The organism is Sphaerisporangium flaviroseum (assembly GCF_039537005.1).
GTDB lineage: Bacteria > Actinomycetota > Actinomycetes > Streptosporangiales > Streptosporangiaceae > Sphaerisporangium > Sphaerisporangium flaviroseum.
On sequence record NZ_BAAAZR010000014.1, the window covers coordinates 1 to 15127 of the forward strand.

At 69.6% G+C, this 15127-nt stretch carries 11 protein-coding genes and 1 other annotated feature; of the genes, 2 read left to right on the forward strand and 9 right to left on the reverse strand.

All coding sequences use genetic code 11. The features are described 5' to 3' along the window. Positions 1-122: 122 nt before the first annotated feature. The 7 genes from ABD810_RS22945 to ABD810_RS22975 all read right to left on the reverse strand — a co-directional run bounded on the left by ABD810_RS22945 (position 123) and on the right by ABD810_RS22975 (position 7308). Positions 123-593 carry a site-specific integrase gene (locus ABD810_RS22945; protein ID WP_344943935.1) on the reverse strand — a complete coding sequence of 157 codons (471 nt, stop codon included), beginning with the start codon at positions 591-593 and terminating at the stop codon, positions 123-125. An 802-nt stretch (positions 594-1395) separates the two neighbouring features. Further along, a complete protein-coding gene (locus tag ABD810_RS22950; RefSeq protein WP_344943939.1) occupies positions 1396-1980 on the reverse strand; it encodes a hypothetical protein in 585 nt (194 codons plus the stop codon). A 178-nt stretch (positions 1981-2158) separates the two neighbouring features. Then, positions 2159-3877 (reverse strand): hypothetical protein, encoded by a 1719-nt coding sequence (locus tag ABD810_RS22955; RefSeq protein WP_344943942.1) that lies wholly within the window; start codon positions 3875-3877, stop codon positions 2159-2161. Positions 3878-4112: 235 nt separating this feature from the next. After that, positions 4113-4988: a hypothetical protein gene (locus tag ABD810_RS22960; protein ID WP_344943945.1), complete on the reverse strand. Its 876-nt coding sequence runs from the start codon at positions 4986-4988 to the stop codon at positions 4113-4115. Positions 4989-5207: 219 nt separating this feature from the next. Next, a complete protein-coding gene (locus ABD810_RS22965; protein ID WP_344943948.1) occupies positions 5208-6515 on the reverse strand; it encodes a tyrosine-type recombinase/integrase in 1308 nt (435 codons plus the stop codon). Next, positions 6512-6964, reverse strand: a complete 453-nt coding sequence (locus ABD810_RS22970) for a hypothetical protein (protein ID WP_344943951.1) — start codon at positions 6962-6964, stop codon at positions 6512-6514. Before ABD810_RS22970 ends, ABD810_RS22965 begins: the two co-directional genes overlap by 4 nt. Further along, positions 6961-7308: a hypothetical protein gene (locus tag ABD810_RS22975; RefSeq protein ID WP_344943954.1), complete on the reverse strand. Its 348-nt coding sequence runs from the start codon at positions 7306-7308 to the stop codon at positions 6961-6963. The genes ABD810_RS22970 and ABD810_RS22975 overlap by 4 nt, the downstream gene beginning before the upstream one ends. A 165-nt stretch (positions 7309-7473) precedes the next feature. On the opposite strand from ABD810_RS22975, the gene ABD810_RS22980 reads away from it, so the two are divergent. Next, entirely contained in the window at positions 7474-8685 is a 1212-nt protein-coding gene (locus ABD810_RS22980) for a coiled-coil domain-containing protein (RefSeq protein ID WP_344943957.1), read from the forward strand. Positions 8686-8698: 13 nt separating this feature from the next. Here ABD810_RS22980 and ABD810_RS22985 read toward each other — a convergent pair whose 3' ends face one another. Together ABD810_RS22985 and ABD810_RS22990 are read right to left on the reverse strand one after the other, a co-directional pair. Further along, positions 8699-9493 carry an IS3 family transposase gene (locus ABD810_RS22985; protein ID WP_344944066.1) on the reverse strand — a complete coding sequence of 265 codons (795 nt, stop codon included), beginning with the start codon at positions 9491-9493 and terminating at the stop codon, positions 8699-8701. A 72-nt stretch (positions 9494-9565) separates the two neighbouring features. After that, positions 9566-9694: a sequence feature (AL1L pseudoknot), on the reverse strand. After that, the gene (locus tag ABD810_RS22990) at positions 9655-9972 is read right to left on the reverse strand and encodes a transposase (RefSeq protein WP_344943960.1); all 318 of its coding nucleotides are present in this window, start codon (positions 9970-9972) and stop codon (positions 9655-9657) included. Its footprint overlaps the feature before it by 40 nt. 541 nt (positions 9973-10513) lie before the next feature. Here ABD810_RS22990 and ABD810_RS22995 point away from each other — a divergent pair. Further along, on the forward strand, positions 10514-15010 hold the full coding sequence (locus ABD810_RS22995) for an nSTAND1 domain-containing NTPase (RefSeq protein ID WP_344943963.1): 4497 nt from the start codon (positions 10514-10516) through the stop codon (positions 15008-15010). The last annotated feature ends 117 nt before the right edge of the window (positions 15011-15127 follow it).

Here is a 15127-nt window from a genome sequence, read left to right on the forward strand (position 1 = left end):
GGTCGATGGTGGGAGAGGTACTGGCGGTACCCGCTGGCCATCGTGTCGTCCCGAAGCGATGAAAGCTGATTGGGGAGTCAAGCGTGACGGGGAGGCAGCTCCAGTGCCGACGAGAAGCCCCGTCACCGGGTTGTCGGTCCAGCGGTCGCCCTCCTCCAGGAACCCAGCAGCGCGGAGCCGTCGGCCCATCCGCCGTGGCGGCCGATGCGCTCCAGGTTCGCGCAGATGCGGCGGGCGGCGGTGGCGAACCCGCGGCGCAGCGAGTGGCCGGTCCACCGGCCCTCAAGTTCGGCGGCCGCCACGATGCGGGCCACGCCGTCGGCGACGGCCTCGGCGGTCATCCGGCCCTCCGCGTCGCCGATCGGGCACCCGGCCCGGGTCATCGGCGCGGCGATGCGGCCGTGCTTGTCGATGCGCAGCAGCAGCGGCCCGGCGGTGCGGGGAGCCTGCTCGATGACGGCCAGCAGCTGAGACGAGCCGCGCCGAGGTGGTCTAATCTCGCGCTGCGGCTTGCCGACCGCTTCATCGTCCTCGACGCCGGTCACGTGGTGCACGCGGGCACCGCCGAGGAGCTTCGCGGCCAGGAGGTGCACCGCCTCCTGGCCGTGTGATCACTCTCGCGGCTGGCGCGGGCACCGTCGGCTGGGTGGCTGCCTCACCGGTGTCGGCGCGCCTGGTGTACGCCGAAGTCGTCGAGCACAGCGTCTACATCCACCCGGCTGCCAGGCTCACGGGATCGACCGGGCCCTGCCGGCGGCGTTCATCACCGCCACCCAGGACGCTGGGATCTGGACGATTCAAGCCGGGATCTTCCCGCAGAACGCCGCCAGCCTCTCCCTGCACCCAGGCGCTCGGCTTTCGCGTGGTCGGCACCCGCGAGCGCCTCGGCCGCCACCACGGCACCTGGCGCGATGTGATCATGATGGAGCGGCGCAGCACGGTGGCCGAGCGATGACCTCACGGGCCGGCAGAACAAGGGGCAGGGTGCGGGAACATCCGGCGACCGGCGGTGGTTGTGCATCTTGTGGCCGGTGTGCCCAGTGTCCCCGGGCCTCATCTATCGCCTTCGCGGAATACCGTTCGGCTGGAGCCGCGTTGTGCATTTCGCCGAGAGGCGACCTGCACACCGGTACGCACACGTTGAACCGAAGGCCCCTCCCTGAGTTAGGGCGGGGCCTTCGGTGTGTCCGGGTGCCATTGACGAGGGCCTCCGGCTTCGAGGCGAGGGGAGGTTCTTGAAGCTCCGCGCCCTGATCGCCAACGGAGACTTCCCCACCTACTGGCGCTACCGCCTCGACCACGAACACCACGCCCGCTACCAGGACGACTACGACCTCAGTGCTTGATCAACCCAGTCCCTCAGAAGGAGCCGCACCCATCTCCTTTCGCCGGGTGTCAGGTGCAGGTGGAGGCGCAGGCAGCACAGAGCAACCGCACCAGGTGGTTGGGACGAATCACCACGGCTGGAGCCCGGCACGTGGTAGTGGGCCGACCGTAACGGTCGAACGCGGTCGGCCTCTGGCAGAAGCCGAGGTCGTGCTTCTCAATGTCACCAGCATCGATCACGACGGGCTTCCCCCCGACAACCCGGTAGTTCGTGTCATCGAGCTGGTTGTTGGTCTGCATGCGCATGAGCGCCATAGCCTCGGGGTCAGGGGCGCTGCCGTCGTTGACGAAGTACGGCATGGCCATGACGTACTTCTTGCGCCCGTTCCGGTCCTCCAGCTCGAACAGCGCGGACGGCGGCGCCCAGGGCATCTGGGACTGGCGGGCTGCCTGCAGCATCCTATGGTCGTGCAGGTTCTCCGGGAGCCACCCGTCCACCTTGTAGACGATCCCGCCGACCAGGTAGGCGGTGCGGTTCTGGCCGCACCCGATCTTCTGGACATAAGCGGTGTCCCACTTGACCTCGTAGAAGGCGTGGTAGGCGCGTATAGCGTCGTCGCTGTTAACCCGGGACAGGAACTCGGCTTCATCCACTTGGCACCATCCTTCGACGTGACCCGCCACCGGCCGCCCTACTTGATGGGGGCCCGTACAGGCTTGAGCGCGGAACATGGCGTCGTTGCTCACTCGGTTCCTCCGTCGCTTTGGCCTTCTGGTACGGGACGTGGATCCGGTCGGAGGCCTGGCGCAGCTCCTTGGCGACCGCGACGCGCTACCCCTCTGCCGCCGCCGGCGGCAGGACAAGAGGCCCTATCAGTGCCGTGGCCGCCCCGTGCGGGCCAGGTACCAAGGTGATCGTGTCATCGGCAGATTCGCCAAGAATGGCGCCTTGGTAGAACACATGCATGGCGCAGTCGAGTGTGATCTCCCGCCCTCCCAACTGCAAGCTCATCACCAGCGCTGCACGCAGGCGCATCTCCTGGTCTGTCTCCGGGAGGATTTCCTGCATGCGGGCGGGAAGAGGCAACCGGTCCCAGGACATGGGAACCTGCTCCCCATTAAGCAGGCGGCTGAACAGCAGGAGCTTCTTGAGCTCCTCCGTGTCGATGTGGGCGGGGATGACTACTCGTTGGGTGGTGTGCTGCTGCACCGTCCGCAGCGCCTCCAGCACCTTGACCGTTGGAGATCCCCACGGCGTGGTCGCCTCATCGACCTCTCCCAATCCCCAGACGTGGGAGAACGGCTGTCCCTCGCGCACCGCCAGCATGATCCCGGCACCCGAATTGAACGCTGAGACCAACCGGACTGCGGGAAGCACCTGCGCCGGTGTCTTGCCGGTGAGTGGCTGCATCGTCATCCGGAGCTGGCCGCTCCCGGGCCCGCCCATCAGAAACTCGCATTCCAGCACGCCGCTGCGGTCGCGTGCCGCGAGCCACCGTCCCTGCCCAGCCGAGCCCTGGGCATAGCGGATGTCGACCACGTCCAGATGCCCCAGCGGTGTCTCATCCGGAGCAATGAGCCGGATCTCCAGATCCGGTAGCTCCTCGGCGGCTCTTGGCGGGATCATGATGTGGATGCGGCCGTCACCGGTATCTCTTACCAGGCTCGGAGGTCCCTCAATGGCCGTGACCGTAGCTGGCACGTCTCGCAGCGGGGCGCCGTACTCGAGGAATTCCCGCACTGCCTGCAGTTCGGGGGACCCCTCCCCGGGCTTGAGGATGACGGATGTGGTGATCGGCCTCAGGTAGGCGGACTCACCTGCCCGCGGGATGGTCCACAACACCACGTAGGTGTCCTCGTCCAGTTCCTTGTACTCGATGAGTGCCGCCGAGGGACAGGACCGGGAGTCCGCGTCGTTCCAGGGCAGGTCTCTGAGTCGCCCGCTACGGATCTCGATCCTGTAGGTGTAAAACGGGTCGACGTCGTTCAGCGCGGCTGCGAGGCTGGCGTGCCGGCTCACCACGCCATCAAGCAGGCCCTGGCTGCCGAGACCTGGTTCGATCCGGGACCCGGCGTACATGGCCTGCGTCATCAACTCCTGCAGCCGTACCGCTCCGTTGCCGAAGAAGTACTCGACCAGTCGCGGGTTGTCGCCGGCTTTGCCATCGAGCGACGCGCGTCCCATCCAGTAGGTGGGGAACGCCTGGCCTCCAGTGAGCTCGCGGAACCAGTCCAGACGCTGATTCGAGGGATTCAGTGGCGCCACCAGCGTCCACGAGCGCACGTGACGGACCGGCAGCGTCTCGGCGAGGAAGATCTCCCACGACTCCTTCACCGCGTTCTTCTGGGCGGCGGTGAGCGGCCCGGTGTAGCGCTTGACCTGGTAGACGTCGAACCCGCCGTCGGGGTGCTCGATCTGGATATCGACGCCCCGGTCACCACCGGCCGGAGTGATCCGGTTGCCGTGAGGGTTCTCCAGCAACAGCAGTGCCGCCACGAACCGCTCAACGAGGTCACCATCCAGGTCGCTATCCCAGGGCACAGACGTCATGACGGCCAGCCAACCACACGGCCCCGACAGGAGTGGCCTACTCACCTCGCATATGGGAGCTACGAACGCGCGCCCGCGGCAGGCCACCACGGGGACCGTCGCGTCGCCGCTGCTCTCCCATACCGCGGGCGGAGGCAGAAGCGGGCGCGGCTTGTCGGGTCCATGGCGATGTCCTAACGTGCGGGGGAGGCACATTGGACATCGCTCGGTTTACGTCCCGGGGCCACCCTTAGCGCTACGGGGCCTTCCGGATGGCGCCGCTGGTGAACCACTGCACCAGGGTGACCGCTGCGTGGACCGCGGCCTCCGCCGTCTCCTGGCTGATGGGCTTGGTCGTCGGGCCCCCAGCGTGCCGGTTGCGCTGCCCATGCCAGAGCAGATCGATCAGGCCGATCACCACGCGGGCCGGCGTGGGCTGGCCGGTCTTGTCATCGATGACCAGGCTCCACTGGGATTCGGTATCTTCCAGGTGCTTGAGCGCCGTACCGAGCGTTGGCTTCCCAGACCGAGGGATGGTGACAGGGATGACGGCCGCCTCGACGGCCTTCACCGCTTCGCTGTAGGCGTCGCCAGGGTCTGGCCGGAATCCGTACGCCTTATCCCATGCCTTGCTCAGGTGGGCAGAGGCGTCCGCTGACGCATCCTTCACCACTGCGGCGACGGCCTGCGCAGCCGTTGGGTCTACCCGCCGGACGAGCCCATTGACCAGATGATTCACCTCCCACTCCGAGTGAGCTTCGTCCAGGATCATCATCAGGTCGCGCGCCATCCAGACCCACCACTGGTGGCTGTCCGGTTCAACGTCGGAGGCCAGGAGCCAGTTGTGGAGGTCCAAGGCGGCGTCGACCGCCTCGAACAACTCCTCCCCCTCCAGGAGCACGTCCATGATCGCTGTGCCGGTGACGCCGCCCATCTGGAAGATGTCGTTCCGCCAGAGGCGCAGCTCCAGCGATCTCTTCAGGTCGATCAGGTCCCGGAGGGTGACCGCGTGTACGAGCCAGACGCGAAGTGGCTTGAGCAGGAAGTCGGGCGTGCCCTCGACCATGGGGCGCTCGCCGGTCTTGCCCTGGCGCTCGCGCAGCGGACGCCAGGGGGTGTTCGAGTTCGTCACCGAACACAGCGTAAAGCCAGCGGCGACACTGCCGGGAACGAGGCAGGGCGGGAGCCGCAGCTCCCGCCCTTCCGCGTGCGGTCAGGTGTCACTGACCTTGTGCTCCCACCGGGTGACGCCGTCTACCAGCACCCCGGTGTCTCGCTGCGCACCCGCCTTGGCTTCCCCCACACGGGGGCTTCGCTTCCCAGCTGATCCGCGCCTTCACGGCGCGGCGGCCTAGATTTCGGTCGCCGGGTTGGCGTCAACCGGCATAGAGTCGGCGCCCGCGCGCCGGTACAGCACGTGGTCGGCCAGGTCGGTGCGGCGGCCGCGGTAGTCCAAGGTGGTGTCGATGGAGGCGTGCTGGGCGGCGTCGCGGACCTGTTCTGCTGGTGCGCCGTCTTCGAGGAGTTCGGTGATGGCGGTGGCGCGCAGCATGTGCGGGTGCAGTTGCTCGGCGCGCTGTTTGGGTATGCCACCGGCGATCGCCGCGGCGGTGAGTGCGGCGCTGGTCCACCATCGGTCGACGGGTCGGCCATCGTGCTGGGTGAACAGCAAAGCGGTGGCGGGCCGGCCCTTGCAGAGCTGGTTCAGCAGGTGGCGGGTGAGCGGGTCGGCGATGGGCAGGTGGACGTATTCGCCGCCCTTGTTGCGGAAGGTGACCACGGTGTGGCGGCGGCCGTTCATGTCCCTGCGGATCGCGATATCGCCGACGCTCAGGCCGGTCAGCAGTCCGACGCGGCCGGCAATGTCGTCCAGCAGTGCGATCGCGGCGGCCTCGGCAAGCCGGCCTTGCTCGGCCAGCCCGAGCAGGCCTGCGCGGAGCTGTCGGCGTTCCTCGCGGGTCAGTGCTTGGGTGCGGCCGCCGCGGGAGACCTTCGGCGGGATGACGTCGGCGGCCGGGTTGTGGGTGAGCACCTTGCGGCGCCGGGCGTAGATGAAGAAGCTGCTCAGGATGTTGCGCTGCTTGGCCACCGTCGCCGCGCTCAGCGGCTTGCCAGGTGCGCGCACACCGACGGTGAGTCTGCCGGTGGCCGCGGCGTCACGGTAGGCGATCAAGTGATCCTCGGTGACCGCGAGCAAACCCACCGGCGGGGTCAGGGTGTCCAGCCAGCGCAGGAAGGCGGCCAGCACCTGCAGCCGGGTCTGGCGGGTAGCCGCCGAGGGTTTGTCGGCCAGCCAGGCCGCCGCCACGTTGAAGGTCGCCCGGTCGAGCTGGTCGACCAGGTCGACGTCGTCACCCGGCACCTCGCCACCGTCGCGAGGAGCACGCCGCGGGCGCAGGCCGGCGATGTCCCCGATGCTGACCACCAGCGGCGCGGGCGGCGGGGCGGCATCCCGCACGGCCGGAAACTGATCGCGCCGGGTCTCCGCTGAGGAGCCATGCGGGTTCGGCTCGGGGGCGGTGTGGCCGCCTGGCAGCTGGCCCGGCCGGTACAGCGCACTGGGGGTCAGGACGAAGATGTCGTCGTCGGCGGCCGCAGCCCCTGGGGAGCCGTCTTCTGCTGTCGGGTCGAGCCCTGGGGTGCGGGACTGGAGCGTCATCGTCGGTCGCCTGCCTCTGCCATCTGTCCGGTGCGGGTGAACTCGTGCCGGACAAGAAAGCCGATCAGGCGGGTGCCGGTCTCGGTCGGCTGGACCCCCGCGCCTCGGCAATCGGTGCATCGACGGGGCTCGCGATGATCAAGGGTGGCGTGGGTATGATCGCGCAGCGCTCGCTCGGCGGCGACCGGGGCGCGCGGGAGGCTGCCATCGGGCGCGCCGCCCACGAGCCAGCTCATCTCCCCCGCCGGGCTGTGCCCGGCTGCGACCCGGGCCGCGCGCCGGACCTCCTCCAGCGCGTCGTAATCCCGCCGCCACGTGGTCCACGCGGCGCTGTCCACCATTCCCTCGCCCGCGCAGGAGCCGCACGAGCGCTCCATCGCCGCCAACAGGCCGCTGTAATCCGCCCGCTCCCCCTGCGGTGCGCCGGGCGGGGTGGCCGGAGCGCTCACGCCGGACCGCCGGCGCTGCAGTGCCACGTCGCGGCCAGGTGGGCGTTCAGCTCAGCCAGCACCCCGTCCAGGCGGGGCCCGCTCCCCGCACTCAGCCGGCCGCCGGAGCCTGGCACCACACGCACCCCCGCGTCGACGAGCTCGGCGCGGGTGAGCACCGCCCGTCCGCGGCCGCCGACCCAGAACGCGTCCGGGGTGGCGGTGTGCACCGTGCCGTCGCCGTCGACCACCAGCACGGTCCGCGGCGGCCGACCGCCGGGCGCCTCAAGCAGCAGCGCGCAGGCCTGGGTCCGGGTGAGGTGCGGAGGCCGGTCGGCCGGTGACGCGGCGGGGGTGCGGCGCATGCGAGGGCTCCTCTGCTCGACCTGAGGCGGGCGATGAGACTTAGATGATCAAGAGTGTCTCACAGAACCTGACTTCTGTGACACGATCCGACTAGAAAGATAAGAGATTCTAGATTCTCAAATCGAATATAGATATGAGAATCTTGATTCTGTAGGGTGGGGCACATGGACAGCGCTACTCCGCCCGGTGCCCAGCACCCCGCCGGCAGCCCGGACGTCTCCGTCGATCCCGCTGAGCATCCGGGCACGGCGGGCGCGCCGCATCCGCCGCCCGCACCGGGCGTCGGCGAGGCGAGTGGGGAGGCGGCCTCCGACGCCCCGTACGGCCGGTGCGCCAACCCCTCCTGCGCCGAGCTGCACGACACCGACGACGGGCTGCCCCGCCCGCTGCCCCGCCGAAAGACCAAGCCGTCGCGCTACTGCAGTGAGGGGTGCCGGGTCGAGGCCCGCAAGGCCCGCAACGCGCCGCCGGACACCGGCGAGGCGGTGGCCGGGGAGCGGTGGATGCTGCGTTTTGAGGAGAGAGCCCAGGACCGGAGCGCCCTGCTGCAGCAGGTGATGCAGGCCGTCGCCGGTGAGCAGGCGCTGCTGGGGCAACTGCGCGATCAGCTGTTGGCGCGCAACAGCGAACTGGAGGCGCGGACCGCCGAGGCGGTGCGCGCCGCCGAGCAGGCCGAGGCACGGGCCGATGCCGCCGAGCTCGCCCAGGCCCACGCCGAGGACCAGGCCGACCGTGCCCGCACCGCAGCGGCCACCGCAACACGCGAGGCCGAACAGGTCACCGCCCGCGCCCGCGCCATCGAACGCGAATCGCACGAGCGGGTGGCCGAGGAACAGCGGCTACGCGGCCGCGCCGAGCAGCGCGCCGAGGCCGCCGAAGCCGCACGAGAACGCGCCAGCGCCAACCTGGCCGAACTGCGCCGGGTCGCCCAGGCCGAACGCGAGCAAGCGGCCGAGGCCGCCGCCGCGCAGCAGGTGCGCATCGCCGAGCTGGGGCACGCCCTGACCAGCCGGGACGGCGAACTGGCCCTGGCCCGCGAGCAGGCCCGCGCCGCGCTGCAGCGTGCGCGAAGCGCCGAAGCCGACCGCGACCGGGCCGGCGAGCAGGCCGAGCAGCGCGTCCAGGCCGCCGAGCAGGCCACCCAACAAGCCCGGCAGGACCTTCAGCAACACCGCGCCGACACCCGAGGCCAACTAGGCGCGCTCACCACCGCCCACCAGGCCCAGGTCACCGCGATCACCACCCGCGCCGACGACGCCATCGAGCGCGCCAAAAGAGCCGAAGCCCAAGCCGACCAGGCCGCCCAGCAGCTGCAGGCGGTTCGCGCCGAGCTTGCCCAGGCCCGCGCCGGCGATGCGTCTCAGTCAGGGCGATGAGCGGTGCAGCGCGTCACCCACACATGACGGGACTGGTCGGGCGGCCACTCGCCAGCGCTCGGGCGCGGCAGCCTATCCAAGCCGCGGGAGGTAGCACCGGCTCACCTGCCGCCCGGTGGCGCAGACGGAGGGAGCGGCTCACGGCGGTTGAGCAGGAGGCACACGAAGCGGAACGCCCGCTCGCTACGCATATCGGAGCCAAAGATCGCGGCATGCGGTGATAGTGAGCACAAGCCCGATCTCGGCCATGGACGCGTCTGTGTACCTGGTGTACGGGTTGCTGCCCGACGCGGACGCCGGCGCCGGCCTCGGCCAGGCGCTGGGTGTAGCGCACGGCGACGTATTGCACGCCGCGGTCGGAGTGATGTATCAGGTCGGTGGTGTTCTGCCCGGCCCGGCGGCGGGTCCACAGGCCCATCTCCAACGCGTCCAGGGCCAGGTCGGTGCGCAGGTGCGTGGCGACCTGCCAGCCGACCACGCGACGGGAGAACACATCGAGCACGAACGCGGCGTACACCCAGCCGGTGAACGTGCGGATATAGGTGATGTCGGCCACCCATAACCGGTTCGGCGCCGTGGCGGTGAACGCGCGTTTCACCAGGTCCTGGCGCGTTTCAGCGGCCTTGCTCGGCCGGGTCGTGCGCGGGACCGCAGCCCGGGAGACCCCTTTCAGGCCGGCAGCTTTCATGAGCCGGGCGACGGTACACCGGGCCACGGGACGGCCCGCCACCCCGCCGTCGCGGGCGAGTGCGGCATGGACCTTGCGGATCCCGTACACCCCGTAGTTGTCCTCGTGCACCTGTCTGATCGTCGCGGTGACCTACTCGTCCCGAACCGCCCGCGCCGACAGCGGGCGAGACCGGGCGGCGTAGTAGGTGCTCGGAGCGATCGTGGCGCCGGCCTCGGTCAGGGCGGCGCAGATCGGCTCGACTCCGAAGGTGTGCTTGTGCTCGTTGATGTAAGCGACGATCAGCGGGAGGGGCGGTCCAGCTCCGCCGCGAAGAAAACCGACGCGCTCTTGAGAATCGCGTTCGCCCGGCGCAGCTCCCGGTTCTCCCGCTCCAGCTGCGCGATCCGTTCAGCGTCGCTGCTGGTGGTTCCCGGCCGGTCACCGGCGTCGACCTCGGCCCGCTTCACCCAGGTCCGCAACGCCTCCGGATGGATGCCGAGCTGGTCGGCGATCCGCTTGATCGCACCGGTCGCGGTATCGGGATCCCGGCGGGCCTCGACCGCCATCCGGGTGGCACGCTCACGGAGCTCGTCGGGGTACTTCCTTGGTGCGGCCATTGCTCCTCGTTCTCCCAGGCTTGATGGTCTCCATCAAACCCGGTACGAGACACTGCCAGAAGTGCGAGGGATCGGCCTAACCTCACTGTAACGGCCCGCTTCCGGGCGATATCCGCCGGGTAGCCGAACACGGCTGCGGGGGAGACAAGGGTTCCCCTGAAGGCTGGCGGTTGCGCTGGCTGGGGAGATCTCCAGGACTGGACGGTGACCAGCAGACCGAAAGCCGAACCGCTGGGGCGATGGCGGCGTGCTGGGCGGTCTCCACTGCGCCGATGTTGATCCCAGCTAGACAGTCAGAACAATCTGCTGAGATGAGGTAGCGCTAGGTGAGGTTCAGCCGATAAGTCTTAGATGCCGGTGGCCGGGGAGACCGGTGTGCAGTTCGAGGTCGTCACCTGGTGTTCCGGGGGTGGGTGCCGAGAGGTCAGGAGTGCAGCGGGTGGGCCTACAGGGCGAACCACAGGCCGAACAGCCTGAGCCAGGTGGCTCTGCCTTGCCGCCCGGGCAGCTCGCTGCGGCTCAAGACGGTGCGCGGGGTTGGGTGCGGCAGGCGGCCGCTCATTCGGCGCAAGGGCTGGGATGGGCGACGCCGCGGGCGCTGCTGGCCACGCTGTGTGCGAGCGCGCTGGCTCCTTTAGCCGTCGCGGAGCCGGGCCCGGCGGTGGGGGTGGCCGGGATCACGGTGATCGGGTCGATTGGGGCGAACCTGCTGTCGGACATCATCGGCGCCTCTCTGACCGCCTCCTGCGCGAAGACGCGTACCACCGCTCCAACGCGCAACGACCACGCCGTGGCTCCCGGTGATCAGGGTGCTGGGGCGATAGACGAGCGGGTCAAGCAGGTAGAGCGGGAGCTCGCGGCCAGACTGGAGGAGGTCCTTCAGGCCGGTGGCTCCCGCGCCGATGCGCTGGCCGAGACGCTGGCCGTGGTGCTGACGCAGGTCAAGGCCACTCAGGTGGTGCTCGTCGAAACCATTGAGCACGGCGATGCCCGGTTGCTGCGGGAGATGATGGCGGGGTTCGCCGAGTTGGACACGGCCACCGGCCGACTGCAGCAGACGCTGTACCAGCAAGACGCCGAGCACCGCTTCGATCGGGTGCAGCGCCAGCGGCAGGAGGTCCTGCTGGTGGTGATGCGCGACGAGTTGAGCGAGCAGCTGAGCGCGCTGGAGCGCCGACTTCTAACTATCTCCGGCCCGTTGCCACAGCAGGGGGCGAGCGCGGGTGTGGTGTGGGCGCAGGGCTGCCCGTATCAGGGGCTGGCGCCGTTTGGCCCGGCCCAAGCGAGCGTGTTCTATGGGCGAGGGCAGGCCACCGCCCGGCTTGAGGCGATGGTCAATGCCCGCTGCGGCGGAGGTCTGATCGTGGTGACCGGGGCGTCGGGAGCGGGCAAGTCCTCGCTGCTGCACGCTGGGCTGCTGCCCAAGCTCACCATGCTGGCCGCCGGAGCCGCCGATGGTTCCGGGGGCGGCGTGAGGTGGACACAGGTGAGCTTCACCCCCGGGGCGCGGCCGCTGCAGGAGTTGGCGGTGCAGCTCGCGGTGCCGTGTGGCGCCGACCCCGATGCCGTGCTGGCAGAGTTACGCGCCGATCCCTCCCAGGCCGAGGTACGGGCCAGGCAGGTCCTGGCCGCCGAGACGATCCGCCGCCGGCGGCAGGACCAGACCGACGGCACCTCCACGCGGTTGCTGGTGGTCGTCGACCAATTCGAGGAACTTTTCACGCCGGTCACCGGCAAGCACACCGAGGAGGCGAAGGCGTTCGTGGCCGCCTTGGAGGCGATCACCCTCGCTCCGGGTCTTGCAGGTCGCGCGCCGGAAGCCACCCTTGCTGGGCACATGCAAGGGGATCGGACGGGCGAGGAACCGGTCGGAACCGTGGTGGTCGCGGTCCGTGGTGACTTCATCGACCGATGCGCAACCCAGCCGGCGCTGGCCAGGGCACTGGAGGAACGGGTGTTCGTGCTGGGCCCGATGAGCGAGCACGAGCTGCAGCGGGCGATCACTGGACCGGCCGCGGCGGCTGGGCTGGTTGTGGAGGACGGTCTGACCGAGCAGGTGATCCGGGAACTGGCCGGCCAGGCCCAACCCGCGGGCGCGAAACCGGGTAAGGCCAGCGTGGTGGGGGCGTTGCCGCTGCTGTCGATGGCGATGGTCCGCACCTGGGCCAACCGGGAAGGCGGGCGGCTGACCCGGCGGGGGTATGACCGCTCCGGCGGCGTCGCCTCCGCTGTCAACGACGCCGCCGAGGACACCTACACCGCTTTGAATCCCCGCCTGCAAGAGATCGCCAAGCGCGTCATCTTGGCGCTCACGCACACCGCCGCCGACGGGATGGTCACTCGGCGGCGCGCAGCCTGGGACGAGCTGGCCGCCCTGTGCGAGCCCGAGCGGCCCGAACTGGCCCGGGACGTTGTGGAGACGTTCGCCGCCGCCCGGCTGATGGTCACCGGCCCTCCCACCCCGGTGGGGCCGCCGGACGTGACCACCGTAAGCGCCGCTGGCGATGATCCCGCCCAGGCGGCCACCGCTGCTACGGCGACACCTGCGGCCTCGACAGCGGCCGCTACGGTCGAGCTCGCCCACGACGTCTTGGTGACCGCGTGGCTGCGGCTGCGCTCCTGGCTGGCCGAGGACCAGGCCGACCGTGTCCTATACGGGGAAATCCTGCAAGACGCCGCCGAATGGGACGACGCCGGCCGTGACCCAGCTTTCCTGTACCGCGGGATCCAGCTGGAAACCGCCTGCAACGCCGCCGTCCGCTGGCAAGCCGACCCTGTCCGCTACCTCGGCCTGACCGGCCTTGCCGACGCCTTCCTTAACGCCGCCGCCCGTGCCGCCACCGGGACCCGGCGCCGCTGGCAGGTGGTGTTCTCGGCGCTGGCCGGGCTGCTGGTGATCGCGCTCGTCACCGCTGCGGTCGCTATTCGTTTCGGCCAGGACGCCGACCGGCAACGGGCCTTGGCGCTGAACGGCAGCGCCAAGATCCAGTCGCGCCAAACAGCCGCCTACAGCCAATCCCTGCCCGGGGAACCGGCAATCTCGGCGCGCCTGGCTGCGGCAGCCTGGGCCATCTCCCCCACCAACGATGCACGGGCGAGCATGATTTCGCTGCTTAATCAACCCGCACGTGCCGTCCTAACCGGCCACACCGACTGGGTGAACTCGGTGGTGTTCAGCCCGGACGGGACGCGCCTGGCCTCCGCCGAATCTGACAAGACGGTGAGGGTGTGGGATGTGGGCACCGGCAAGCAGGTCGGCGCCCCGCTGACCGGCCACACCCGCGTGGTGAACTCGGTGGCGTTCAGCCCGGACGGGACGCGCCTGGCCTCCGCTGGATCTGACGAGACGGTGCGGGTGTGGGATGTGGGCACCGGCAAGCAGGTCGGCGCCCCGCTGACCGGCCACACCCGCGTGGTGAACTCGGTGGCGTTCAGCCCGGACGGCAAACGCCTGGCCTCCGCTGGATCTGACAGGAAGGTGCGGGTGTGGGATGTGGGCACCGGCAAGCAGGTCGGCGCCCCGCTGACCGGCCACACCAGCTTTGTGAACTCGGTGGCGTTCAGCCCGGACGGTACCAGCCTGGCCTCCGCCGGAGCCGACAAGACCGTGCGGGTGTGGGATGTCGGCACCGGCAAGCAGGTCGGCGCCCCGCTGACCGGCCACACCAGCTTTGTGTTATCGGTGGCGTTCAGCCCAGACGGCAAACGCCTGGCCTCCGCCGGGAACGACGAAACGGTGAGGGTGTGGGATATGGCCACCGGCAAGCAGGTCGGCGCCCCGCTGACCGGCCACACCAGCTTTGTGAACTCGGTGGCGTTCAGCCCGGACGGTACCAGCCTGGCCTCGGCCGGAGCCGACAGGAAGGTGCGGGTGTGGGATGTGGGCACCGGCAAGCAGGTCGGCGCCCCGCTGACCGGCCACACCAGCTTTGTGAACTCGGTGGCGTTCAGCCCGGACGGTACCAGCCTGGCCTCCGCCGGAGCCGACAAGACCGTGCGGGTGTGGGATGTCGGCACCGGCAAGCAGGTCGGCGCCCCGCTGACCGGCCACACCAGCTTTGTGAACTCGGTGGTGTTCAGCCCGGACGGCAAACGCCTGGCCTCCGCTGGATCTGACAGGAAGGTGCGGGTGTGGGATGTGGGCACCGGCAAGCAGGTCGGTGCCCCGCTGACCGGCCACACCAGTTTTGTGTCCTCGGTGGTGTTCAGCCCGGACGGCAAACGCCTGGCCTCCGCCGGGAACGACGAAACGGTGCGGATGTGGGATATGGCCATCGGCAAGCAGGTCGGCGCCCCGCTGACCGGCCACACCGACTTGAACTCCTCGGTGGCGTTCAGCCCGGACGGCAAACGCCTGGCCTCCGCTGGATCTGACAGGAAGGTGCGGGTGTGGGATGTGGGCACCAGCAAGCAGGTCGGCACCCTGCTGACCGGCCACACCGACTTGGTGTTCTCGGTGGTGTTCAGCCCGGACGGCACCCGCGTGGCCTCCGTCGGAGCCGACGGCACGGTGCGGGTGTGGGATGTGGGCACCGGCAAGCAGGTCGGCGCCCTGCTGACCGGCGACACCAGCTTGGTGTCCTCGGTGGTGTTCAGCCCGGACGGGACGCGCCTGGCCTCCGCTGGATCTGACGAGACGGTGCGGGTGTGGGATGTGGCCACTGGCAAGCAGGTCGGCGCCCTGCTGACCGGCCACACCGACTTGGTGTCCTCGGTGGTGTTCAGCCCGGACGGGACGCGCCTGGCCTCGGCCGGAGCCGACGGCACGGTGCGGGTGTGGGATGTGGGCACCGGCAAGCAGGTCGGCGCCCCGCTGACCGGCCACACCAGCTTGGTGAACTCCATGGCGTTCAGCCCGGACGGTACCCGCCTGGCCTCCGCTGGATCTGACAAGACGGTGCGGCTATGGGATGTAGCGTGGCCGCACGATCTCCTGCGAGCGGTCTGCGGCATCGCGGGCCAAGGATTCACTCCTGCTGAGTGGCAGCGTTACATCCCCGACACGCCGTACCGGCCCACCTGCCCGGCCTCCCGCTAAAAGCGCCACAATCTATCCCCCGTCAAGTCTGTGTGTCGAAGTTTTGCCGAAGTCTCATCAACAGCCTGATGCCCGAACTGTGCAAGCCGAAGTATCGCGGAGCCAGCACCCAAACGA